This window comes from Helicobacter bilis (assembly GCF_001999985.1).
In the GTDB taxonomy this organism is placed as follows: Bacteria; Campylobacterota; Campylobacteria; order Campylobacterales; family Helicobacteraceae; genus Helicobacter_A; species Helicobacter_A rappini.
In genome coordinates this window covers 789550-812261 of the sequence record NZ_CP019645.1, presented here as the reverse complement: position 1 = coordinate 812261, position 22712 = coordinate 789550, and the positions used below count along the sequence as shown (strand labels likewise).

The 22712-nt window shown below is 32.4% G+C and carries 26 protein-coding genes; 15 read left to right on the top strand and 11 right to left on the bottom strand.

Annotation, left to right across the window (positions count from 1 at the left end; genetic code table 11):
- Nucleotides 1-229 precede the first annotated feature (229 nt).
- From XJ32_RS03865 to XJ32_RS03825, 10 genes are all read left to right on the top strand, one after another.
- Nucleotides 230-769: a hypothetical protein gene (locus XJ32_RS03865; protein WP_077388415.1), complete on the top strand. Its 540-nt coding sequence runs from the start codon at nt 230-232 to the stop codon at nt 767-769.
- Between the two features lie 603 nt (nt 770-1372).
- Complete coding sequence (locus XJ32_RS12710; RefSeq protein WP_254422471.1) at nt 1373-2218, top strand: hypothetical protein; 846 nt, start codon at nt 1373-1375, stop codon at nt 2216-2218.
- A gap of 813 nt (nt 2219-3031) precedes the next feature.
- The gene (locus XJ32_RS03855; RefSeq protein WP_077388414.1) at nt 3032-3598 is read left to right on the top strand and encodes a hypothetical protein; all 567 of its coding nucleotides are present in this window, start codon (nt 3032-3034) and stop codon (nt 3596-3598) included.
- A 199-nt stretch (nt 3599-3797) separates the two neighbouring features.
- Nucleotides 3798-4223: a hypothetical protein gene (locus XJ32_RS03850; RefSeq protein WP_155761459.1), complete on the top strand. Its 426-nt coding sequence runs from the start codon at nt 3798-3800 to the stop codon at nt 4221-4223.
- 21 nt (nt 4224-4244) lie between these two features.
- Entirely contained in the window at nt 4245-4475 is a 231-nt protein-coding gene (locus tag XJ32_RS03845) for a hypothetical protein (RefSeq protein ID WP_077388412.1), read from the top strand.
- Nucleotides 4476-4715: 240 nt separating this feature from the next.
- Entirely contained in the window at nt 4716-6512 is a 1797-nt protein-coding gene (locus XJ32_RS03840) for a coiled-coil domain-containing protein (RefSeq protein WP_077388411.1), read from the top strand.
- Nucleotides 6513-6925: 413 nt separating this feature from the next.
- Complete coding sequence (locus XJ32_RS03835) at nt 6926-8746, top strand: portal protein (RefSeq protein ID WP_077388410.1); 1821 nt, start codon at nt 6926-6928, stop codon at nt 8744-8746.
- Nucleotides 8747-9028: 282 nt separating this feature from the next.
- Nucleotides 9029-9151, top strand: a complete 123-nt coding sequence (locus XJ32_RS13170) for a hypothetical protein (protein WP_302475948.1) — start codon at nt 9029-9031, stop codon at nt 9149-9151.
- Between the two features lie 120 nt (nt 9152-9271).
- Complete coding sequence (locus tag XJ32_RS03830) at nt 9272-9499, top strand: transcriptional regulator (RefSeq protein WP_077388409.1); 228 nt, start codon at nt 9272-9274, stop codon at nt 9497-9499.
- A gap of 99 nt (nt 9500-9598) precedes the next feature.
- Nucleotides 9599-9847 carry a hypothetical protein gene (locus XJ32_RS03825; RefSeq protein ID WP_077388408.1) on the top strand — a complete coding sequence of 83 codons (249 nt, stop codon included), beginning with the start codon at nt 9599-9601 and terminating at the stop codon, nt 9845-9847.
- A gap of 292 nt (nt 9848-10139) precedes the next feature.
- Here XJ32_RS03825 and XJ32_RS03820 read toward each other — a convergent pair whose 3' ends face one another.
- Nucleotides 10140-10364, bottom strand: a complete 225-nt coding sequence (locus tag XJ32_RS03820) for a helix-turn-helix transcriptional regulator (RefSeq protein WP_077388407.1) — start codon at nt 10362-10364, stop codon at nt 10140-10142.
- Nucleotides 10365-11317: 953 nt separating this feature from the next.
- Here XJ32_RS03820 and XJ32_RS03815 point away from each other — a divergent pair.
- The 3 genes from XJ32_RS03815 to XJ32_RS03805 all read left to right on the top strand — a co-directional run bounded on the left by XJ32_RS03815 (nt 11318) and on the right by XJ32_RS03805 (nt 14319).
- The gene (locus XJ32_RS03815; protein ID WP_077388066.1) at nt 11318-11878 is read left to right on the top strand and encodes a glycoside hydrolase family 108 protein; all 561 of its coding nucleotides are present in this window, start codon (nt 11318-11320) and stop codon (nt 11876-11878) included.
- A gap of 210 nt (nt 11879-12088) precedes the next feature.
- Nucleotides 12089-13630: a terminase large subunit domain-containing protein gene (locus tag XJ32_RS03810; RefSeq protein WP_077388067.1), complete on the top strand. Its 1542-nt coding sequence runs from the start codon at nt 12089-12091 to the stop codon at nt 13628-13630.
- 401 nt (nt 13631-14031) lie between these two features.
- Complete coding sequence (locus XJ32_RS03805) at nt 14032-14319, top strand: hypothetical protein (RefSeq protein WP_077388068.1); 288 nt, start codon at nt 14032-14034, stop codon at nt 14317-14319.
- Between the two features lie 28 nt (nt 14320-14347).
- Here XJ32_RS03805 and XJ32_RS03800 read toward each other — a convergent pair whose 3' ends face one another.
- The gene (locus XJ32_RS03800; protein ID WP_077388069.1) at nt 14348-14560 is read right to left on the bottom strand and encodes a hypothetical protein; all 213 of its coding nucleotides are present in this window, start codon (nt 14558-14560) and stop codon (nt 14348-14350) included.
- A gap of 311 nt (nt 14561-14871) precedes the next feature.
- Here XJ32_RS03800 and XJ32_RS03795 point away from each other — a divergent pair, with 311 nt between their 5' ends.
- Nucleotides 14872-15477, top strand: coding sequence for a hypothetical protein (locus tag XJ32_RS03795; protein WP_077388070.1), 606 nt, complete (start codon nt 14872-14874; stop codon nt 15475-15477).
- 29 nt (nt 15478-15506) lie between these two features.
- Here XJ32_RS03795 and XJ32_RS03790 read toward each other — a convergent pair whose 3' ends face one another.
- From XJ32_RS03790 to XJ32_RS03760, 7 genes are all read right to left on the bottom strand, one after another.
- Nucleotides 15507-15722 (bottom strand): helix-turn-helix transcriptional regulator, encoded by a 216-nt coding sequence (locus XJ32_RS03790; protein ID WP_077388071.1) that lies wholly within the window; start codon nt 15720-15722, stop codon nt 15507-15509.
- A 962-nt stretch (nt 15723-16684) separates the two neighbouring features.
- Nucleotides 16685-16963: a toxin-antitoxin system YwqK family antitoxin gene (locus XJ32_RS03785; protein WP_254422470.1), complete on the bottom strand. Its 279-nt coding sequence runs from the start codon at nt 16961-16963 to the stop codon at nt 16685-16687.
- Nucleotides 16964-17081: 118 nt separating this feature from the next.
- The gene (locus XJ32_RS03780; RefSeq protein ID WP_077388406.1) at nt 17082-18026 is read right to left on the bottom strand and encodes a toxin-antitoxin system YwqK family antitoxin; all 945 of its coding nucleotides are present in this window, start codon (nt 18024-18026) and stop codon (nt 17082-17084) included.
- A gap of 116 nt (nt 18027-18142) precedes the next feature.
- Entirely contained in the window at nt 18143-19411 is a 1269-nt protein-coding gene (locus XJ32_RS13300) for a toxin-antitoxin system YwqK family antitoxin (protein ID WP_077388405.1), read from the bottom strand.
- 116 nt (nt 19412-19527) lie between these two features.
- A complete protein-coding gene (locus XJ32_RS03770; RefSeq protein ID WP_077388404.1) occupies nt 19528-20040 on the bottom strand; it encodes a toxin-antitoxin system YwqK family antitoxin in 513 nt (170 codons plus the stop codon).
- Between the two features lie 144 nt (nt 20041-20184).
- Entirely contained in the window at nt 20185-21114 is a 930-nt protein-coding gene (gene miaA / locus XJ32_RS03765; protein WP_077388403.1) for a tRNA (adenosine(37)-N6)-dimethylallyltransferase MiaA, read from the bottom strand.
- A gap of 50 nt (nt 21115-21164) precedes the next feature.
- Nucleotides 21165-21539, bottom strand: a complete 375-nt coding sequence (locus XJ32_RS03760) for a transcriptional regulator (RefSeq protein ID WP_077388402.1) — start codon at nt 21537-21539, stop codon at nt 21165-21167.
- Nucleotides 21540-21693: 154 nt separating this feature from the next.
- Here XJ32_RS03760 and XJ32_RS11800 point away from each other — a divergent pair, with 154 nt between their 5' ends.
- Complete coding sequence (locus XJ32_RS11800) at nt 21694-21834, top strand: hypothetical protein (protein WP_155761458.1); 141 nt, start codon at nt 21694-21696, stop codon at nt 21832-21834.
- Here the strand turns inward: XJ32_RS11800 and XJ32_RS03755 are convergent.
- Nucleotides 21822-22148 carry a YceI family protein gene (locus XJ32_RS03755; protein WP_077388401.1) on the bottom strand — a complete coding sequence of 109 codons (327 nt, stop codon included), beginning with the start codon at nt 22146-22148 and terminating at the stop codon, nt 21822-21824. The genes XJ32_RS11800 and XJ32_RS03755 overlap by 13 nt on opposite strands.
- Entirely contained in the window at nt 22148-22600 is a 453-nt protein-coding gene (locus XJ32_RS03750; protein WP_077388400.1) for a MarR family winged helix-turn-helix transcriptional regulator, read from the bottom strand. The genes XJ32_RS03755 and XJ32_RS03750 overlap by 1 nt, the downstream gene beginning before the upstream one ends.
- Between the last annotated feature and the right edge of the window lie 112 nt (nt 22601-22712).

Genomic DNA, 22712 nt, shown 5'->3' with positions numbered 1-22712 from the left:
ATTCATCAAAAATACTTCACGCTAACGCCTCAACATGACAAGGCAATATGCCAAAAAGCAAAACAAACCACGCAAACAAAAACCCATATTCTAGTATTTGATTATTTGCTTTTAAAGCTTTAAGGTAAAAAATAGCTAGGAGTTATCTTTTGGGATAATGACTAGCTATTTTTTACCTTAATCTTTGAAATGAAATAACAAAGACGAATATTTTACGAAAGGATAAAAAATGCAGCAAGTAGCAGAACGATTAATCACCGGCACAGCACAAACCACAGAACACATCATCACAAACAACACAGGCAGAAGCTTTTTACTCTTAGCACAAATGCAAGCAGGAAGTGGGGATATAAACGAGAATTTGAGGCATACCTTTACAGAGGGGCATTATGTTTGGAATAGTCATGGTAGCGGAAACGCTTATGATAACTACTTCTCACAAAATGGCAATAGGGGGAATTTTATAAACCTAAACCACAAGGATAAGAATTTTTCAGTTGTTGGCGGAAGTGGTAGTTTAGAGGGGATTAATACGAAGCGTTATAGGTATTATTGGCATGTTACTAGAGATTCTAGCGGCAATATAGAATGGAAAGGTTGGCGGGGTGTTGGTTGGCAGGATTATAACAATAGTTATAAAATCGCACGAGAGGGACAGAAAAAGCATATAATATTATTCTTTAGGGCAGGGGATAGCATAAGGATTAATTTTACGAGTTTTGGAAGTAGTGGGGATAAGGGGTTTGTTCGCTTAACCCCTTTAGCGTAAGCGTTTGTCTTTTTTTAAGATTCAGCTTCGATTATACATTTAAGCGATTTTTGAAAAAATAAGCTAGTCATTACCAACAAAGGTAACTCCTAGCTATTTTTTCAAAAAAGCCCTTAAAGCCATAATGCAAATCTTAGAATCTAGTTAAAGCAAACAGGCAGATTTGTCATGTTGAGGCAAAGCCGAAACATCTCACTAGCATGAAAATAAAGATGTTTTGCCTTTGCCTCAACATGACAAGAGCGGTATGACAAAGTAAAGTAACGAAATAAAGGCATAACACCAAATAAAAAAGGATTTTTGATTTATTTGTAAAAACATGTTAAACTTAAAGCCTCCTTTCTGTTACTATCTAGCATTGTAACAAATTGTAATATTTAAAAGAATTTGTTAATATGCGATACTAACAAAAAGCACAAATAGCAAGAAAGCTATTATAATGACTTTGTTGAACATGTCAAACCCTCCTTTCTAACTCTTGCTAGAAAAGAGAAATTTACCGCTTAAGCTACCAACTCAAGCGGTAATAAAATTATACTACAATACAATTAAATCAAGCCTTTTTATATCTTTTTGTTGTTATCTATAAATTAAGGATTAAAAATGCTAGACACACATCAATTTTTTGAGAATCTAAACGAAATACAAAATAAAATCTATAATTCTTTTTTCTTAAAAGAAGTTGATAGGGCAAATCTAAGCCCAAATGAAAAAGCCCAGTTAGATATAAAGATATTTGAGATTGCATGTAATAATGCTTTAAGGCTGCAAGAACTCATGCAAAGAGAAAAGGAGCTAGAATTTAGCCTATATCAAAAAAGGGTGGAGCTAGAAATAAATGTGATAAGGGCAAAGGCAGAAGCTACAAAGGCATTAAGTGAAGCAATTATAAGTGTAATCCAAGCTTATGTAACAAAGATTAGCGTTACAGATAATGCAAATATACAAAGGGCAAATATCTACACGCAGTTAATGCAAATAATCGCCAATGCAAGCAATCTAAACGCCCTAAGTCAAAGCGATAAAAACGGGAATAATCATATAAGCAATGCGATTGATATTATTTCAAAAATCAAAGATACAGAAGATGTAAATCTAGATTCTAAACTGAATAAATGTATTGAAAATCTAGTCAATAGAAGTAATGAAATTATGCTACTTGGTGCTGGAAGTCAAGATATTTTCATTTATGCAGTGAAAAAAGAGATACAAACAAACGAAACGCTAGAACTCTATGGAATGCATATTTTCAGTAATAATGAATGCGAATTTATGCTAGATAATGAGATTATAAAAGGGCGTGTAATGGTGTTTAGCAAAGATAAGGAAGGATTGTATAAGATAGGATTTAGGGCGAAAAATATTCAGGGAACATGGATTGAGACACATATTTATATTGTAGTTAAGGATAATGTTATAAGTTATGATTTACCACTTATACAAGCTTAGCGTTTGTCTTTTTGTTGCTTTTAAATGATTCTGCACTCAAAGCTCGGTCATGTATTTAATATACACTCCCTTCGCCCCTCGCTTGAAAACATTTAAAATCAATCAAAAATACTTCACGCTTGGTCTCTAAACTTTATAACCGATAGCTATTTTTTCAAAAAAGCCCTTAAAGCTATAATGTAAATCTTAGAATCTGATTTAAGTTGGCAACAAAAAAGTAACACCCATAAATAAACATGATAAAACAAAGCCTCCTTTCTGTTACTATCTAGCATTGTAACAAATTGTAATATTTACTAAATTTTGTTAATATGCCACACTAACAAAAAGAACAAATAGCAATAAAGCTATTATAATAAGCTTGTTTATCATTTAATATACCTCCTTTCTGCTCTTGCTAGAAAAGAGAAATATTACCGCTTAAGTCTGCAAACTCAAGCGGCAACAAAATTATACTACAAACACATAATTAAAGCTTATAAAAAACTTCTTAAATACTTTAAAACCTGTTATAATTCTAACGGGGCTGTAAAAGGTCCTATCCTTTTTCCTTACTTCCTTTCTAAAGATATGTTCGCACAGCATATCTTTTTTAACCCCCTTTATTTCAGTATAAAAAACTTGTTTAATTTCATTTGTATTTGTTTTGCTTTTTTAATTTTTGCCCTTTTCTTGTCTCGTTGAGGCGTTAGCCCAAACATCTTTTTATTTGCAAAAAGGATTTTTCAGCACACGCTCAAAATGACAAAGAGGTTTTTACTTCATCTCAATGAGACAAATTTCAAAACAAACAAAACTTTATAAAGGATTTACATGTTAGAACTCCAAACGCTAACCGAGCTTTTAAAAGAAAAAATGGGAAATTCACGCACTTTAAGTGAAAATCTCATTAAACAAGTGATTATCCAAAGCGCAAATGATTTAATCAGTGAATTTAAACAAAATGTCTGTATCCATACAGAAACACTAGATACAGACAAGGCAATAAAGATTAAAAACATTGCTTATATCTATCAAGCAAAGTTTAATAACAGCGTAATCTCTTTGCAGAGATTAAGCAGTGCAATACATGATAATGCTACAAAATTAATCGTATTAGACACGCAAAGTGTAAGGCTAGAGCCTTTTAGCACAGGCGCTTTAGAGATTTTAGGTAGCTTTTATATTGATAATGATGCTGAAGATATTCCTTTAAGTCATCTTTTCTTAAGGGCATTATTGCAAGGGGCAACCTTAAGTCTTTTTATTATGCTAGATAAACCAATAGAGCATATTAAAAACGCTAAGGCTTTATTTACAGATTTAAAAGATGAGTTAAGGACGCAATTAAATAGGGCGCAAGAGAAGCAGAGTTTATTGACCAAAAACATAAGGATTTAAGTTAGCAAAACTCTACTTTTTTACAACATGCCCGCAAAAAGTAAGTGGCGAATGCGGAAGTATTGCGAGCTGATTTTAAATGTTTTCGAGTGAAAGGCGAAGGGAGTTATCTAAACGATAATGACCGAGCCTTGAGCGAAGAATCATTTAAAAGCAGCCGCAAGACAACGCAAGATTATTTACAAAGGAAACCGAAAAAATGTATCGAATGGTAATCTTTAATGAAGACGGCTACATAACCCACAAACACAAAATAAGCATGATAATGGCAGGGACAAAGCTTTTAAAGGTGAATGAAAATTATATGTTTAATGATACACCTTTTTATGTTATGCAAGGAAGTGGGGCGATAGAATTTGAGTTATTACCGCATACAAAGCCTAGATTTCATAAAATACAGATTGAAAACCTAGATTATTTTATGCAGTATGAAAGGCATAAAAGTAGCGATTATGAGGAAAGAGAACAGATTGAAAACTTTGTTAAGCTATATGAGATAAACCAGACTTATGGCTGCATTAAGCTTTATAATAGTAGCTACAATCGAATCGAACAAGAATTAAGCGGAATAAGTAGGCATGAAAATAGAGTCCCTTTAACAGAATATAAAGAGCAAATAAAGTAGCTATTGCCTAAAGGATACAGAATGAAATATTTAATGTTAGTTGCAATTCCTTTGTTTTTTATAGCATGTGCAGAAAAAGTCGTTATAAAAGAGGTTTTAATCCCTACAAAATGCGAGATTCCAGAGAGAATAAAACCACAAGCAAAAGATTATAATGACTTTACAGAGTTTCAAACGTATTTAAGGGCATATTACAAGTTTATTGAAAACGATTTAGAGTTTTGCAGGACAGGCAAAAAGACTACAAAATAACCCCTTTAATTTACAGCGTAGATATGCTTTAATTGTTGGATATTTTGTAACGCAACATGACAAGGAAAAGCAAACAAAGCTTTCTAAGATTGCGTTATGGCTTTATGGGTTTTAAGTAGTTTTTATGATGGGAGTTACCTTAAGCGGTAATGACTATCATAAAAACTACTTAATCCCTTAAATCGCATAACCAAGATGAAAGCTACAACAAAGAAAAGATTAAAACAAAAGGATAAAACAATGCTACTCGCTGAAAAACTAACCCAACTCCAAAACCAACTCAACACCCTAAACACACAAGACAACACCGAGCTTTATGAAACACTTTATACAGACTTGCAACAAGTAAGCAGGCAGTTAAAAAGCGATTTAGAAAGGGCTACAAGACATCTAGAAAACAAGCTAGAGAGTGAGGCTAATGAATACCAAGACATTACTACAAAATGGGTTAAAAGAGAGTTAAAAGACTTAAAGCCAGAGTTACAACAAGACTTAGAAAAAAATGCAAATATCTTTTTGGAGACTTTTAAAACCACGCTACAACAAGAAGTAAGCGCAAAAATACATGAAATAATCACACAAAAAACAGATAATTTGCATAATGAAATCGACTTAAATGTGATTATAGACAATCTTAAAAACACACAAAGCCTAATCGATTCCATACAAGAAAACACGCAAAATGCCCTAAAAGAGAATCTAAAACAAACCCTGCCACACATTAAAGAAGAAACAAAAACAGAGTTAATACAGCTTTTACAAAGTCAAATCGACTTAAATGAAGTAATAAAAGCCGCCTTAGAGCAACAAGCCCTAAATGAAGTCTTAATGCAAGAGTTGCAAACAAAAATAAGCGAGTTTGTAGCAAATAATGTTAATGCTGAAAGCTTAAAAAATGAGTTAAAAGAAGCGATTGCAGGGGTTAAAAACGACTTTTTGTTATATATCAATGAAACGAAATTTAACGCAGAAAATAAAATACAAGACTTAAATGCGTATATAGAATCTTTGAAAGAAAATTTACTAGAAACAAAGCAAACTTATATAAATGATTTAGACAGGGAAAAAGAAGCGTTTAGGGAGGCGTGTAAAATCGTTTTGCTAGAGTTTGATAACTATATTAAATCACATAAAGACTCTATGCTGCAAGAGATTTTAGAAAGACTTCATAATAGCTTTGAAATAGAATCACTAAAGCAAGAGATTATAAACATAGTTACACAAAGCACAACAGAACACATTTTGCTAGAAAAAGATTCTATAACTGATGAAAGCATTAAGCAAGTAGCTTTATATTTTGTAACAAATCTCACACAAGAAGCAATATTAAACGCTTTAATTGCAAATGAGGAAGTGATAAAGCGGTTTGAGAATCTAGTCCTAGAGTTATTACAAGAGAAGCTAAGTCATGCGGTAGTAAAAGATTTCGTAGCACTTGCCTTGAAAGAAAAGGCAAAAGAGATATTAAAGAATGATGAATTATTAAGGGCTGAAGCAGAAGCGGCAGCCCATATCGCTTTTATGCGTATTCAAAGCGGTTTCACAGAAATACAAGATGCCCTAGAAGCACTTAAACAAGAAAGCGACATTGAAGCGGAGTTAGAAAAACTTGCCCTAGCAAAAGAGGAACTAGAGATTAAAAAGCAAGAGTTAGAAGCCTTAATGCAAAACTTAGAACAAGCAAAAGAGCAAGCAAAACAAGATTTAATACAAGAGCTAACTCAAAGCACAATTAGCCCTACTTTGCAAACGCATATACAAAAAGAGTTAGAGAATGTAAAAAATGAGATTCTAAGAGATTTAAATAATAATCATAATATCACAGACTTACAGAATCTAAAAGCCACACTAGAAACACTTATACAGGCAAATACAGATGAGATAAATAAGCAAACACAAAAGCTAGATACATTTATACAAGATAATGAGAACGCATTAAATGAGTTGCAAGAGAAAATAAAAGCAGTAGAGAATAAGGCGACAACAGGGCGACCGCAAGATGATGGGATAGATAATAAGACTCTAGCATGGAGCTAGTTTAGAATGCGTGTTGCTTTTTGCGACTTTTTGTTGATTCTGCGTGAAAGTCTGCGGTCATGTATGTATAATACACTCCCTTGACTTTCACTTGAAAACCGCAAAAATTCACTAAAAATCAATCACGCACGAGACTTGGCACTTGCACACTAGGCAAAATCGCCTCAAAATACTTCACGCTTAAGAGTCTCTAATTTGCAAGTTTGCAAAGTTGCAAACCCTAGAATCTAACCTTTATGCAAGTAAAGATGTTTCGGCTTGCCTCAACATGACAAGGAAAAAAGTAACATAACAAAGCAAACAAACCAGCTTTTTAAGGTTTGTTATGCGAACAAAAAAAGCAACTAAGTATGCGGCAGTATTTTGAGGCGATGTCCAAAAGACAACGCAAGAATATTTAAAAAGGATTAAGAATGAAAACAATAACCCAACTCACAGAAATCTTTAACGCCGACAAAGATGCTAACACAAAATCCCTACTTGAATACAAAGAAGCAGTAAAATACTATCACGGACAACAACTCCCACAAGAAGCCCTAGCAACTCTAGCAGAGAGAAGACAAGCCCCAATCATTGAAAACATTTATAAAATGATTGTCAATAAGATTTTAGGCTATAAAATACAAAGCACACAGGAGGTAAGAGTTTTTGGCAGGACAGAGACCACAAGGCAAAAAGCAGATTTATTACAAGAAATTATACGAAGTTTTAATCAAAGTAAGGTTTATGATAGAGAAATACATTTAAGGGATAGGGATCTATTATTTGGTATGGGTGTTTTAGAATTATGGGTTACAAAAGACAGAGATAAGAATAATAAAATTACATTGAAACACATACCAACTGAAAGCTTTATCGTAGATAAGTTTAGCACTGATTTAAATGCACTTGATTCTACACGCTTTCATAAGATTTTAAATATAAATGAAGCACAGAGTCTAGCCCTAGACATAAAAGTAGATTTTGAAATAGATAAAAACGATAAAAGGGCGATGATTATTGAAAGCTGGATAAAAGAGGGCGGGGTATGGAATAGGTATTTATGGCATACAACAGGGCATATTTATAAATACGAAGAAAAGCCTTTTAAAAATGGGGCACACCCTTTTGTAGTCTCAAAGTTTCAACAAGACCATAATTTTATATGGTATGGAATCTTTAGAGATTTAAAACCGATACAAGATTATATAAACATAGCAGAAAACAGAATGGCAAATATGCTAGGCGGAAGTGTAAAAGCCTTTGTAGAAGAGAGTGCAATAATTGATCTAGAAGACTTTAGCGACAAAATTGCTGATGATAATGTCGTTATAAGAGTGAGAGATCAAGCCCTAAGAGAGAATAAAATACACTTCATCGAGCATAACGCACAGATAACACAACTCACACAAAAGACAAATGAAAAAAGAAATCTAGCCAAAATCTTAAGCGGTTTAAATGAAGAAGCACTAGGCATGGCGACAAATAGACAAAGTGGGGTAGCAATAGCACAAAGAAGAGATGCAGGGCTTATGGGCTTACAAAACTATGTAATGCAGAGTGATATAAGCGATAGAATCTTATATGAGAAATTTATCGATTTAGTGCAGTATTATTACACAAAACCACAACTTTTTAGAATCACAGATGAAAAGAATATTACACGATATTTTGAGATAAATACAAATGAAAGTAATACGATAGAAGTGGGCGAATATGATTTAATCTATACCACACAATTAAAACAGAGTGGCAGGGAAGAGAGATTTGCACACTGGGCAGAGATTATAAAGACTATTTCACAGATGAGACCAGATATTGTAACAAGTTTATTGCCTATCATGCTAAAAGATACTGATTCAAGTGTAGTTACTGATGTGCAAGAAGTATTAGCACAAAGCGAACAAACACAGCAACAAAACGCACAGCAAGAAGCACAAAAAGCACAACAACAAGAGCAAATCCAACTAGCACAATTACAAGCACAAATAAGAGAGCTAGAAGCAAAAGCCTTAAAGCTTGAAGCACAGGCACAACTTACAATGCAATTAGCACAAGCACAGAATAAAGAAATGCAACAAATGCAGGATTCAGATCATGTTGCCCCGCAAGGTGAAACATCTCATTTGAATGGAAATAAAGATGTTTTTACTTCGTCTCAACATGACAAGGGAGTCTCAACAAGCGATAAAGCAAACAAAGAATTAAATAAAGCAAAAAAGCAATTACAACTCAGCACAAGTGATATGAGATAAAATATATAAAACACATTTAAAGTATTAAAAAGTATTGATTTATTATATAAAATGTGTTATAATTCTAGCATAACAAGCAATTGTTAAATCTATTTGAAAGGCTAGAATATGTGAAAAAGAAACGCAAAAATAAGCTTAAGAAAAAGCTTAAGCTATGGATTTTAGTTTTTGAGGTTATATCACTAATAACTACAATCATTTCAGGCTTAAAAGTGTTATTAGGATAAACAACAAGCCCCTTAAGGAGAGGGGCAGAGACATTTTATAAGAAAGGTGTAAAGAATGGATAATATTATGTTGATTTTAGTTGCTTTGTTTATGATAGCACAGAATGTCTTATATTTTTTACTCAAAAAAGACTTACAAAACCAAATAAAAGAACTAGAAAAAAAGATAAAGGATTAAAACATGCTAGAAAATATTACAGAAATAGCGGAATTAGTGGTTATTGTATCGCTAGTTATACAAAGTTTTTTATTAAACAAACGCATAAAAGAGTTAGAAAAACGCTTAAAGGATTAAAATATGAATCTAGTCAAACAGACTGCCAAAGAGTTGGGATTAACCTATAAAGAATTAAGCAAAGAGTTAGGTTATAGTGAAAGTGCGTTAAATGCAGCCGCAAGGAAAGATGAGTTAAGCGAACCGCTAAAAAAAGCCATTGAACTTTACTTAGAAAACCTTAAACTAAAAGAAAAAATAAAGCTTACAGAAGCGTTTAAACAGAATTTAAAAGACTTTTTAGAATCTTAGTTTATATGTAGATTAAAGCAAGGTTTGTTATTTGATGAAAATGAGTTTAGCGAATATGAAACTTGCTTTTGTGGAAAATAGATTTTGAAAGGATAAACAATGATTAAAACTCAAACATTTTATATCAATAGAAAAAACAAGCAGACTTATTATGTCCATGATGTTGCAACTTATAAATCAGGCGACACTGATTTTACATGCGTTATATATTTTGCTTGTAATCTTGGCAACAATAAAAGCAGGGAATATTATGTAAGAAGTATTGATGACTTTAAGGCTAAGTTTTATAAAAAGCGTGAAAGTAAAAAAATATATTCCAAGTTTCTCATAAGAAAGGATAAAGAATGAAAGCTAAATTATTAGCTTTAAGTTTATCTGCAATATATGCTTTATTTTTGATAGGTTGTGAAAGACAAACAGATGAGCAAAAAGGCTAGGTTTAATATGTATAAATGGGTTTGTGTTTAGAGAAACATATAAAAGCAGGATATTAGGCACAGGAACTACAACATTAGAGCCATTAAATATAACATGTGAAAATGGCAAGGTGGAAGTAAATTAATTTAAGAAAAAGGCTTAGATGTTTTTACTTTGCCTCAACATGACAAAGTCTCTAACGAGAGACAAAGCTGCTTTTTTATTATGAATCATTAAAAAGATTTGAATCTTTTAGCATGTTTTCAATGATTCTATACTTTTTTGCCAACTCGTAATTTTCTAACCATGAAGTAACCCATAAGGGAATGGGCCTTGTCGTGTCATTCCAATTATTTATGGTGCTATATGAAAGATCACACAGCCTTGCAAACTCTTTTTTACTTAAATTAAGCGTATGTAACTTGCTTGTAAAATCATCTTTTGTCATTTTTTGCCTTTTCTTTGTTGTATTGAATGAAACGAAAGGGGCAACATGCAACACCTCCTTTCTGTTACTATCTAGCATTGTAACAAAAAGTAAATTTTTATAATTTTTTTTTAATACGCTACATTAATAAAAATGCAAAATATCAAAATTAAGATTATAATAACTTTGTTCATGCGACCTCCTTTCTGGCTCTTGCTAGAAAAGAGAAATTTACCGCTTAAGTTGGTAGCTTAAGCGGTAATACAATTATACTACAAAAATACAATTAAATTAAGCTTTTTTATATCTTTTTTGTTGTTTTATATTTGGTTTTGCTTTTGTCATAGACGAAATAAAAACATCTTTTTTATTTGCAAAGCTAGAGATGTTTCGCATTCGCTCAACATGACAAGAAACAAACAAAACAGGCAAAGCAAACCAGCTTTTTAAGATTGCGTTATGGCTTTTGTAATTTTTTCTACATTTTGGCTAGGAGTTATCTAAGCGATAATGACTAGTCAAAATGTAGAAAATTTGCGAAATGAAAACCCGCGATAAAAGCTAAGAAGAAAAACAAAACAACCCCCTTTATTTTATTTACTTTATATTTTACTATTGCATAAAGTGTAAATAAGTGGGCGGCAATGCGTTCTTTAACCCCAAAAAACCTTAATAAAAATGAATTGATTGCATTGTAACCTTGTAAAACTTAACATGATTTCTTTTTTTTTGTCTCGTTTGAGGCGTTAGCTGAAGTGTCTTTACTTGCAAAAGGGTTAGATGTTTCCAGCTTACGCCTCAACATGACAAGGAAAGGCGGCCCCCGCTTTTTATAGGCATTCCTTAACTTTTTTGCTTCATTCATTGCCGCCCACTTATTTACACTTTTTGAATTTCTACATTTTGGCTAGGAGTTATCTAGATAACTCCTAGCCAAAATGTAGAAAACTTTATTTTATTAAAAAGGATAACAAATGGCAGAATTAAACATCGCAGAAAGCAAAACTCTCAAATGGGAAGGCGGCTATTGTAATGTAGCAGGCGATAGGGGTGGCGAAACTATCTTTGGTATTGCTAGAAATATGCATCCAAAATTGAGTTTATGGGGTATCATGGATACTTATAAAAGAAATTATGAGAGTTTCGGAAAAGCTAATTATAAAGAGTTGGAGAATCTATGTTTGGGCAATGCGGAATTTAAAAAAGAAATGGATAACTTTTATCGTAAAGAATTTTGGGATAAGATAAAGGGCGATCTTATAGAGAGACAAGAAGTAGCAAATGCTTTGTATGATTTTGCAGTCAATAGTGGTGTAAGTCGAGCTGTAAAAAGTTTGCAAGAAGTTTTAGGTGTAGTAGTTGATGGAAACTTAGGAAATAAAACACTACAAGCAATAAATGAAAAAGAAGGTAAAGAATTATGTAATAAGCTATGCGATAAAAGAAAGGCATTTTTTGAAGCGATTGCAAAAAAGGGACAGAATGCAAAGTTTTTAAATGGATGGCTTAATCGTGTTAAAGATTTTTATGCTTAGTTTATCTTTGTTTTTATTGCTTTGTAATATAGCTATTATGATATATGCAAGTAGCAATGTAAAGTGTAGCCATACACTACCTTATGAAAGCTTTAATTTTAAAGGTTGCAAGGCTAATTAGTTTTTATTTATACCATTACATAACTATCTTATTTTATTTTAATATCGTTTTATTTACCCCACTTTAATTGTAAAAAGGATAATAGCTTAATGCAAAAAGAAAAATTACTTAAAGAACTTGCATTACGGACACTTGCAAAAAGAGATTTAAAAACCTTTTTGCTTTTAAAATGGGAACGATTTAACCAGAAGCCTTTTATTGATAGTTGGCATTATGATTATTTATGTAAGGCTTTAATGCAAACCCTGCCACAATCAAATAATCAAATACAAAGGCTTATGCTAAACATGCCGCCTAGCTATGGTAAAACAGAGATTATTGCAAGGACTTTTCCTGCATGGGCTTTAGGGAATGATAGAAGCAGAAAATACATTTATATCAGTTATAGTGATACTTTGTGTAAAAAGATTATTAATGAAATAAGGGCTTTATTAAAATCTAAATTTTGGTTAAGTATATTTAAAGAGCCGCCGAGATTCTTAAGAGAATCAAGCCAAGAAGTGATATTAGAAGAAGGCGGGGGATTATTTGTAACGACAATTAGGGGTGCAATAACAGGTTTTCATGCACACCAAATCTTAATCGATGATCCTATAAAAGTCAGTGATATGAGTTATAAGGTAGAAAGAGATAAGGTAAATGATACTTTACGAAATATCGTTACAAGATTGCAGGATAATAAAAGCAATATTACAATACTTATGCAGAGGTTAGGGGACGAGGATTTATGCGGCTTTTTACTCAATCCTAAAGAGTTTGACAATGAGAGTATAAAAGCATGGAAGCATATAAAGCTAGTAGCATTGAATAAAGAAAAAGAGATTTATGCACTTGATGATTTTACTTATGAGAGAGAAGCAAACGAACCGCTATTTACAAAAAAGCATGATATAGAAGCTTTGCATTCCTTGCGTTTGCAGTTGGGTGAAGATGAGTTTGAGACACAATATCAGCAAGAGCCCCAAGCAAGTGAAGCAGGGTATTTTGAAAGCATATATTTTAAAGAGATTCCAAGCTATGAAATAAGTGAAACTAAGGATTATATATTTGTAGATTCTGCCCTATCGTTAAATGAGAGTGCGGATAATAGGGCGATTGTTGTTGTTGGATTGGAAAACTATCAAAATAGCACGAGATATATTATTAAAAATTGTTTGTTTGGAATATGGAATGAGGAAGAGACTATAAAATTTTTAATTGAAACAATGTTGCAGTTTAATAAAGCAGGTGTTTATATCGAATCAGATGGCGGCGGCATAACGCTAAATCGCTTACTACAAAGAGAAATAGTCTTAATCAATGAAAGGTTAAAAAGGCAGGATAAAGCAATAATCAGTAATGACATAAATGTATATGTAGCCAGTAGAAAGGTGGCAAAAGTAGAGAAAATAAAGGCATTAAGAAGCTATTATAATACAGGCTTTTTAGTCTTTTTACATGGTGCAAGTGGGATAAATCAAATAAAAAAGGAATTGCTAAGTTTTAACCCAGAAAAGCCTTTTAGAAAAGATGATTGCATAGACTGCATTGCAAGTTGCATAGCACATAAAGATTGTTTGCCCCCTGCTTTGAAAACGGATAGGGCGTTAAGTTTAAATAGGCATGCGGTGAAGAAAGGGTGGCGGATATAGCTTTTATCCTTTCTTTTTAAAAGCTTTCATCTTGTGGTAACATTTCAATGATTTACCCTTTTTTATAGCAGTCATTACGCATTTAGGTAACTCCTGCTATAAAAAAGGGTAAAAGCATTAAAAGCCCACCATCAATCTTGGAAAGCTTGGTTTGCCTTGCGGCTCAACATGACAATCAGTCTAACTTTTTGTTTGTTTTTATAAGCTTTTTAAAAGCCTTTTTTAAAATATCAGTGATAAAACATAATATTTGAAAGATTATAAAAGAAATAGACAAAAATAAGAAAGAAGTACCAAACGCAAACATTACGCCCCAGATGAAGTCATACATTATGTATCCTTTATGTAAAAAAAATTGTATAATTGTAATTATTTTAGTGATTAAATTTTAGGGGGAAGAAATGGAAACTTTAATAAGTGTTTTTAGCGTGTCAAGTGTTGATTTTGTAAAGGGTTTTTTGATGGGATTATGTCTTAGTGCGATAGCTTGTTTTTATTTTTGCAAGTGGTTTGTAAAATATATAAATAGACAAAGTGAGCTATTATTAAATAGTCATAAAGATATGTATAAAGAACAAATACAAGAACTAAAAGACTTGCTAGAGAGACAAAAATCAATCTATGAAACACAAAGGCATATACAAGCTACAAATGATGTAGTAGCGAGTGCGGGGTTATTGAAGTTATAATACTTTTAGATAAAGGCTAAAATACAGCTTATTCTTTATCTAGTTTTTCAATGCTTGTTATTAATGTGTCTAAAATCTTAGATTTTTCATAATAATAAAGCCATGATTTTACCCAATCGGGGATTTTTTCTGCCCTTTTCCAATTCACTACGCTTTCATACTGCATATTTACAAGTTTTGCAAACTCTTTTTTACTTAAATTCACTTCTTTTAATCTTTTGTCAAATTCTGCATAAATCATATATAACCTTTTTATAACATGTTAAAAACAAACCTCCTTTCTGTTATACCTAGCATGTAACAATTTGTAATAAAAATTAAAATTTGTTAATACATTGGACTAACAAAAAGCACAAATAGCAAGAAAGCTATTATAATGAGTTTGTTTTTAAACATTTCGTTTTTCCTCCTTTCTTTAGCCTCGCTAGGAAAGGTAAAAAACTCCCGCTTAAGCTACCAACTCAAGCGGTAATAAAATTATACTACAAAAATACAATTAAATCAAGTTAAAATAAATTAATTATTTATTATTTATAGTGAAAAAGACATAAAATGCACGATGAAAAGATAAAAAGAGAAGTAGAAATTTTTTATAAATCAAATCATACGAACGCTGCAGAGACTTCAAGGAAGTTTAATTTGCCTTATACTACGATTAAAAAGTGGATTGAAAAAGAGGGCTGGGAGAGTGGCTCTGCGATAAAAGATATTGAAACAACAAGTAAAGAAGTTGTTACAGAGAGTTTTAATCTAGTTACAAAAACCGCACAAAATCGCTTAAAAAATGAGATTATACAAAACTTAGGGGAAAGTGCGTATAATGTAGATAGTGTTATTTTAAATTCGCTGATGAATGAGGCAAGTGAAAGTTTATTAATACAAGCAATGAGTTTAAATCATATTAATAAAAGTTTAGCACTGAATGCAAGTATCGCAAAGAATGCGTTAATGGAACTAAGTATAAATGATGATGGAAGTATGCAAAGCAAAATGGCGATTATTGCATGTAGTGAAAAGGTGAGTAAGATTTTTAATGAGTTAAAGACTTCATTGTATGGAAAAGAGATAACGATTACACAGAATGCAAAGAGTGATTTAAGTGAGATGAGTGATGGGGAATTGCTGGAGTTGATAAATAAAGCGGATTTGAGTGAGTAGGCGACAATCTAAAAAAGAATTTACTACATTTACCCTAAATCTTTTAAAATCTTTATTGCTTCTTTTATCTGTTTTAATTCCTGTTTTAATTCGTAATTTTCTATGATTAAGTTAAGAAAAATTTCCGCATTTTTGGGCGTTTTGGCTTTCCATTTTGAAAAAGCTGTATAATGCAATCCCATTAATTCTGCTAATTGATTTTGCGTTATACCTAAAATCTTGCAAACTTCTTTAACTTTATCCATTTATTAGCCTTTAGAAATTTTCTATAATTATAACATAAAAATATATAAAAAAGCTTGATTTAATTGTAGATTTGTAGTATAATTTTATTACCGCTTGAGTTGGTAGCTTAAGCGGGAGTTTTTTACCTTTCCAAACCTGCATTAATAGGGCAAGGCTAAAGAAAGGAGGAAACTTATATGATAAACAAGCTTATTATAATAGCATTCTTGCTATTTGCGCTTTTTGTTAGTCCAATGTATTAACAAATTTTAATTTTTATTACAAATTGTTACATGCTAGGTATAACAGAAAGGAGGTTTGTTTTTATCATGTTGGCTGTTTTGTTTTTGGCTCTTTGTTTGGTATGGTTTTCTTTTTTTATTGCTTTTTCTTGTGTAACTCTTTTAATCTTTTTGTCATGTTGAGGCGTTAGCAAAACTCTTTATTGTTTATGTGTTAGATGTTTCGTGCCTTGCACTCAACGAGACAAATCTGCCTGTTTGCTTGGGCTTCTCTTGTTGGCACATTTGCGATTTTCATGTAAATTAGCACAAAGAAAGCACACAAAATTAGAGGCGTTGGATTTTAAGGACACACACGCACGAACGCAAAGGCACGCACATTAAAAATAATCACGCACGAACACACCAAAAGCCGCACGCACAAAATAAGGGGAAATTGCGTTTTTATTATGTTTTTGTTTTATAAAAGTAGCTTATAATATAAAATTGTTTGATGGATTTTAAGACAAAAAAGCCAAAGCGTGTTTATATGCGGGAAAAAAGTGTAACGAGAAAATTACATTTTTAGCTTTTTTATGATAGAATGAGAGCATTTTTTAAGCTTTGAATGCTAGAGTTTTGTTGGCTCTTTTTATAGAGTTTTTAAGGCTTTGTTAGTCGTTAGGCTTGAAAAAATATTGCAAATTTTATAAAAAGGTCTTGACAAAAAGGTTTTTTATGTGTAGCATTGCATTTTAGATTTAATGCTGGAGTTGAGTGTTGGCATTAAATAGGCTAATGGCTTTTTTATTTCTTTCGTTTGCTTGGGTGTTTAGATTCCCATTTTCATAATACTCTTTTGTTATGCCATCTACTTTGCCATTTTTATATGGTGTTTCTCTCCAAAGTTTCCCATTTAAATCATATTTTTTTTCTACACAACCGCTTATTTTATCCGCTTCGGTTTTACATTCTTTTAGTATAGGTGTATCTACACTATGAAATGATAGAAAACCCATTAACACACTTTTTAGTAACATATTTGTCCTTTTAAATTGAGATAAAGATTCTGTATTTTACAAAAACTATTTTAGATTAAAACCATAAAGATTCTAAGATTAGAATCTAGGAAGTGTTAAGATAGCTTTAAATCATAAATTATTTAGAATCACTCTCTTTAAGGCATATTTCTTTTAAATAGACAATTGCTTTTTCAATGTCGTTCATATTAATCTCGTCTATTTCTTTGTCTGTTAAGACTTTATCATTAAAGCATTTGCCGCTTGTAATCCTGCCATTCTCGGCTTTAACTAAGGCTAGTAGTTTTCCATCTTCTGTGTAGTATTTTAAATCTCCATGTAGTTCATCGTTTTTATATGATACTTCAATTACAAGATTCCCATTGTCATAATACCGCCTTGCTATGCCCTCTATTTTGTCATTTTTAAATGGTATTTCTATATTAAGATTCCCATTCTCATAATATTGCTTTGCTATGCCTTCTATTTTGTCATTTTTATATGGTGTTTCTCTCCAAAGATTCCCATTCTTATAATACACTTTGGCTATGCCTTCTATTTTTCCATTTTTGTATGGTGTTTCTACTCCTAGATTCCCATTCTCATAATACGACTTTTCTATACCTTCTCTTTTGCCATTTTTATATGGTGTTTCACTTGCTAACTTCCCTTTCTCATAATACTCTTTTGCTATGCCATCTACTTTGCCATTTTTATATGGTATTTCTTCTTTTAGATTCCCATTTTGATAATACCACTTTTCTATACCTTCTGTTTCACCATTTTTATATGGTATTTCTTTCCAAAGATTCCCACTCTCATTATACCATTTTACTATACCATCGTATTTGCCATTTTTATATGGTATTTCACTCCAAAGATTCCCACTCTCATAATACCCTTTTGCTATGCCTTCTCTTTTGTCATTCTTATATGGTGTTTCAAACTCTAGATTCCCATTCTTATAATATTCTCTTTCTGCACAGCCACTCATTTTGTCTGTTTCATTTTTGCATTCTTTTAGTGTATCTGCATGTAAGATAGCAAGTGAAAGAAAACCTATAAACACACTTTTTAGTAACATAATTGTCCTTTTAAATAAGATAAAGATTCTGTATTTTACAAAAAATTCTTTTAGACTAAAGCCATAAAGATTCTAAGGTTAGAATCTAGCAAGTGTTAAGACTTTAAAATCATAAATTATTTAGAATCACTTTCTTCAAGGCATATTTTTTGTAAATAGTTAATTGCTTCTGTAGCGTCGTCTCTAGGCATTTCTTTTAATTCTTTGTCTGTTAAGACCTTATTACTAAGGCATTTGCCGCTTGTAATCCTGCCATTCTCGGCTTTAACTAAGGCTAGTAGTTTTCCATCTTCTGTGTAGTATTTTAAATTGCCATGTGCTTCATCATTTTTATGTGGTCTTTCACTTGCTAGATTCCCACTCTCATAATACCATTTTTCTATGCCCTCTATTTTGCCATTTTTATATGGTGTTTCACTCGCTAGATTCCCATTCTCAAAATACGACTTTGCCATGCCTTCTCTTTCGCCATTTTGATATGGTGTTTCTACTCCTAGATTCCCATTTGAATAATATTCTTTTTCTATACCTTCTTTTTCACCATTTTTATATGGTATTTCAATCTTTAGATTCCCATTTTCATCATACCGCTTTTCTATACCTTCTCTTTCACCATTTTTATATGGCACTTTTCTCGAAAGATTCCCATTCTTATAATACACTTTTGCTATGCCTTCTGCTTTGTCATTTTTATATGGTGTTTCACCCATAAGTTTGCCACTTTCATAATATGTTTTTGCTATACCATTTGCTTCATTATTTTTGTATGGTGTCTCACGCCTAAAATTCCCATTTGAATAATATTCTCTCTCTACACAACCGCTTATTTTGTCTTCATCGCTTTTGCATTCTTTTAGTGTATCTGCATATAAAGTAGAATTAGAATCACTTTTAAGGCATATTTTTTGCAAATAGTTAATTGCTTTTTCAATGTCGTTAATATCAATCTCGTCTATTTCTTTGTCTGTCAAGACTTTATCATTAAAGCATTTACCGCTTGTAATCTTGCCATTCTCAGCTTTAACTAAGGCTAGTAGCTTTTTATCTTCTGTGTAATATGTCATATCTCCATGAAAATAGTAGTTTAAATATGATATTTCTGCCATAAGATTCCCATTCCAATAATACCATTTTTCTATGCCTTCTCTTTTGTCATTTTTAAATGGTGTTTCAGCCCGAAGCTCCCCGCTCTCATAATACTCTTTTGCTATGCCTTCTGCTTTGTCATTTTTAAATGGTGTTTCTCTCTCTAGCTTCCCATTTTCATAATACTCTTTTTCTACACAACCGCTTATTTTATCCGCTTCGGTTTTGCACTCTTTTAGTGTATCTGCATGTAAAATAGAAAATGAGAGAAAACCTATAAACACACTTTTTAGTAACATAATTGTCCTTTTAAATTAAGATAAAGATTCTGTATTTTACAAAAACTCTTTTAGATTAAAGTCATAAAGATTCTAAGATTAGAATCTAGCAAGTGTTAAGACTTTAAAATTATAAATTATTTAGAATCACTTTTAAGGCATATTTCTTGTAGATAAATAATTTTTTCGTCAATGTTGCCGATTCTGCGAAACTCTTTTAATTCTTTGTCTGTTAAGACTTTATTGTTAAAACATTTACCGCTTATAAATTTGTCATTTTGTGCGTTTATTGTAGCAAGTAGCTTTTTATCTTCTGTGTAGTATTTTAAATCTCCATGTAGTTCATCGTTTTTATATGATACTTCAATTACAAGATTCCCATTTTCATAATACCACTTCGCTATGCCATTTATTTTGTTGTCTTTATATGGTGTTTCTGCCATAAGATTCCCATTGATATAATACGCTTTTTCTATACCTTCTTGTTTGTCATTTTTAAATGGTGTTTCACTCTGTAGCTGCCCATTTTCATCATACTCTTTTACTACACAACCGCTTATTTTATCCGCTTCGGTTTTGCATTCTTTTAGTGTATCTGCATGTAAGATAGAAAATGAAAGAAAACCCATAAAAACACTTTTTAGTAACATATTTGCCCTTTTAAATAAGATAAAGATTCTGTATTTTACAAAAACTCTTTTAGATTAAAGCCATAAAGATTCTAAGGTTAGAATCTAGCCTTTTCTAAATGAATATAAGTCTTTACAAAAACACATTAAGTTTTCATACAAAAATCAATCAATAGGCTTTATCTTTTCTAACATAGTATCTGCTATTGCTTGGATATTAAAGGGATAGTGAATCTGTGTTATATTGCTAAATTGTGTGCGATTAAAGGTAGTTTGCCTTTTTGCAAGCTGCCTTGTATGCAGGGCTATTAGATTTTTTAACTCGCATTCTTTCATCTCATTTCGTAATAGCATAAGGCATTCTCTCAAACCTATGGATTTAAAGGGCTGGATTGTCTCGCCATAAGATTCTAAGAGACTTTTTGCTTCGTTTAGAATGCCGCTTTCAATCATATTTTGCGTTCGTATCTCTATGTTTTTATGCAATATATCTTTTGGCACGATAAGGCTATAAATGTCTATTGGCATAGGAAATGGCACTGGTGGATTTTGTATGAAAAATTGAGTTGGCGGCATATTTGTTTGAAAAAAAATCTCTAATGCCTTTGTGATTCTATAAGTATCATTGCTGTTAATCTTTGCAGCATAGGTAGAATCAATGCTTTTTAGGAAGCTATATTGTGTGCTTAGGGGCTGATTAGTTAGGGCTAGAAACTCTGCCTTTTTCATATTGCTTTTAAATGTATCAAGTGGGCTTAAGCCTTGTATGATTGCCTTGAGATAAAAGCTACTGCCGCCGACTATTAAGAGATTTTTTCTCTCTTTTTTGCATTGCTCTATGCTCTCGCATAAAAGCGATTGAAAGAGGCTTGCTGATACATGCTCTTTGGGGGATAGGACATTGATGGCAAAGTGCTTGACCAATGAGAGTTCATCGCTTGTAGGTTTAGCTGATGCGATGTCAATCTCTTTATAAATGCAGAGTGAATCTAGTGAAAATATATAGGCATTTAATAGTGGGGCAAGCTTTAAAGACAAGGCACTTTTACCACTGCAAGTAGCCCCCAAAATAGCAAATATTCTTGGATAATCCATAATAAACCTTTAGTAATATAGAAAACTATAAGATAAAATCGCTGATATTTCTATGCTTTAGAATCTTTAGCACATAAAATCGGGGCAAGAGTTGTGATAATCTCTTGCAACAATTCCTTAGAATCAATATCAATCATATACCATTCCTTTGCACCCGGATAGGGTTTTGCTTTTTGGCAATGCTCTAAAAGAGATTCTAAACATATATATTGCTTTACAAATACACACTCATCACAAAGCAGGAAAAGTGCTTTGGGCTTTTGCATAGATTTAGAATCTTGTATATACACGCAGTATTCCCCAAACATTTTTCTCGCACTAAAAGTGTAAGATTCTACTCCGCCTTTAGAATCTTCGCTTAAACTAGCCATATACTCGCATAAACGCTCTAGCACATAGTCTTTATACTCTTTTGAAGTTGCCATATTTGCCCTTTAATTTTGCTAGGTAGATTCTAGCATTTTTTAGCAAAGGGCGTTTGACTACACTACTGCCACTGCGTTTGTAAAATAATCTTTACTTCATCGCTATTAAGAAATGAGCCTTTTTATCCCATAGTCCTTAATATTGATTTTGCCTGTGAGTATCAAGCGTGGGCTTTGGCTTGAAGGGCTTTCAAGGCTAGATTCTAGCACAAGCGGCAAGCTTACATTATGCAGCGTGAGTGTGCCTTTGACTTTGCCTTTGATTGTATCACCACTATCGCTTCAAGGCTCATAAGATTGCAGGATAAACTTACTTTCTGGGAACTTCGCAGAATCTAGAAAGTCCTCTTCTTGCAAATGCTCATCGCGTTTGGTGCTATCTGTAAAGATAGATTCTATTCTCACTTCTCCGCTAAGTGCGGTGATAGCTTTGTCTGTAAGCGTGAGTTTGCCGCTAAAATCCCTGAAATGCCCTTTGATTGTTTTGACACCAAACTTTTTGACTTCAAAGCCGATGTGGCTTTGGGGACTAAGTGTAAAATCCTTGCTGTATGCAAAACATAGACTTAAAAAACTAAGGCTTAATGCCATTAAAACGAACTTTTTCATTATTTTTGCTCCTTTTGTATTTGTGATTCTAATCCTGTGAAAGCCTTGCGTAGTAGGGCTTGAAGCGTGCTAATCTCATCTGTGCTAAGGCAAGGGGATAGCAAATCTGTATGCACATCTAGCATCATTTGGTAGGTTTGCTTGGCACATTCCCTGCCTTTTTGTGTAAGTGTGATGAGATTCTCACGGCGATTGTTTGGGTTTTGTTTGCGTTTTACAAGCTTGGCAGATTCTAGCTCATCAATATGCAAACGCACATAGTTTTTATCGCTTTGGATAAAGCTACATAGGCTTATTTGCGTGTGTGGCTCATCATAGCACACCCATAGAATCCCAGCCTTTTTGTGGCTTAGCCCAAGTGGTAAAACTCGCTTATCAAACTCCCTAGAGAGATACTCTCTAAGTCCTGTGGCAAGGAAGCCAATGCAGTTGTAAATATCACATTGTGGCATTTTTCTCCTTTCAATATAATTTTTAATGATAGTAATTTTTAGTTACTATCATTAAAAATGAATTATAATTATCATTTGGTAAATGTGTGGAAAAAGATTGTGAAAAATGCAG

Coding starts and splice junctions, on each gene's coding strand:
- miaA (WP_077388403.1), bottom strand. CDS start 21,114: ATGGATTATCCAAGAATATTTGCTATTTTGGGGGCTACTTGCAGTGGT.
- XJ32_RS03850 (WP_155761459.1), top strand. CDS start 3,798: ATGTATCGAATGGTAATCTTTAATGAAGACGGCTACATAACCCACAAA.
- XJ32_RS03755 (WP_077388401.1), bottom strand. CDS start 22,148: ATGAAAAAGTTCGTTTTAATGGCATTAAGCCTTAGTTTTTTAAGTCTA.
- XJ32_RS03840 (WP_077388411.1), top strand. CDS start 4,716: ATGCTACTCGCTGAAAAACTAACCCAACTCCAAAACCAACTCAACACC.
- XJ32_RS03835 (WP_077388410.1), top strand. CDS start 6,926: ATGAAAACAATAACCCAACTCACAGAAATCTTTAACGCCGACAAAGAT.
- XJ32_RS03805 (WP_077388068.1), top strand. CDS start 14,032: ATGGAAACTTTAATAAGTGTTTTTAGCGTGTCAAGTGTTGATTTTGTA.
- XJ32_RS03800 (WP_077388069.1), bottom strand. CDS start 14,560: ATGATTTATGCAGAATTTGACAAAAGATTAAAAGAAGTGAATTTAAGT.
- XJ32_RS03830 (WP_077388409.1), top strand. CDS start 9,272: ATGAATCTAGTCAAACAGACTGCCAAAGAGTTGGGATTAACCTATAAA.
- XJ32_RS13300 (WP_077388405.1), bottom strand. CDS start 19,411: ATGTTACTAAAAAGTGTGTTTATAGGTTTTCTCTCATTTTCTATTTTA.
- XJ32_RS03865 (WP_077388415.1), top strand. CDS start 230: ATGCAGCAAGTAGCAGAACGATTAATCACCGGCACAGCACAAACCACA.
- XJ32_RS03795 (WP_077388070.1), top strand. CDS start 14,872: ATGCACGATGAAAAGATAAAAAGAGAAGTAGAAATTTTTTATAAATCA.
- XJ32_RS03785 (WP_254422470.1), bottom strand. CDS start 16,963: ATGTTACTAAAAAGTGTGTTAATGGGTTTTCTATCATTTCATAGTGTA.
- XJ32_RS03770 (WP_077388404.1), bottom strand. CDS start 20,040: ATGTTACTAAAAAGTGTTTTTATGGGTTTTCTTTCATTTTCTATCTTA.
- XJ32_RS03810 (WP_077388067.1), top strand. CDS start 12,089: ATGCAAAAAGAAAAATTACTTAAAGAACTTGCATTACGGACACTTGCA.
- XJ32_RS03845 (WP_077388412.1), top strand. CDS start 4,245: ATGAAATATTTAATGTTAGTTGCAATTCCTTTGTTTTTTATAGCATGT.
- XJ32_RS12710 (WP_254422471.1), top strand. CDS start 1,373: ATGCTAGACACACATCAATTTTTTGAGAATCTAAACGAAATACAAAAT.
- XJ32_RS03815 (WP_077388066.1), top strand. CDS start 11,318: ATGGCAGAATTAAACATCGCAGAAAGCAAAACTCTCAAATGGGAAGGC.
- XJ32_RS03855 (WP_077388414.1), top strand. CDS start 3,032: ATGTTAGAACTCCAAACGCTAACCGAGCTTTTAAAAGAAAAAATGGGA.
- XJ32_RS03825 (WP_077388408.1), top strand. CDS start 9,599: ATGATTAAAACTCAAACATTTTATATCAATAGAAAAAACAAGCAGACT.
- XJ32_RS03790 (WP_077388071.1), bottom strand. CDS start 15,722: ATGGATAAAGTTAAAGAAGTTTGCAAGATTTTAGGTATAACGCAAAAT.
- XJ32_RS03820 (WP_077388407.1), bottom strand. CDS start 10,364: ATGACAAAAGATGATTTTACAAGCAAGTTACATACGCTTAATTTAAGT.
- XJ32_RS03760 (WP_077388402.1), bottom strand. CDS start 21,539: ATGGCAACTTCAAAAGAGTATAAAGACTATGTGCTAGAGCGTTTATGC.
- XJ32_RS03750 (WP_077388400.1), bottom strand. CDS start 22,600: ATGCCACAATGTGATATTTACAACTGCATTGGCTTCCTTGCCACAGGA.
- XJ32_RS03780 (WP_077388406.1), bottom strand. CDS start 18,026: ATGTTACTAAAAAGTGTGTTTATAGGTTTTCTTTCACTTGCTATCTTA.
- XJ32_RS13170 (WP_302475948.1), top strand. CDS start 9,029: ATGGATAATATTATGTTGATTTTAGTTGCTTTGTTTATGATAGCACAG.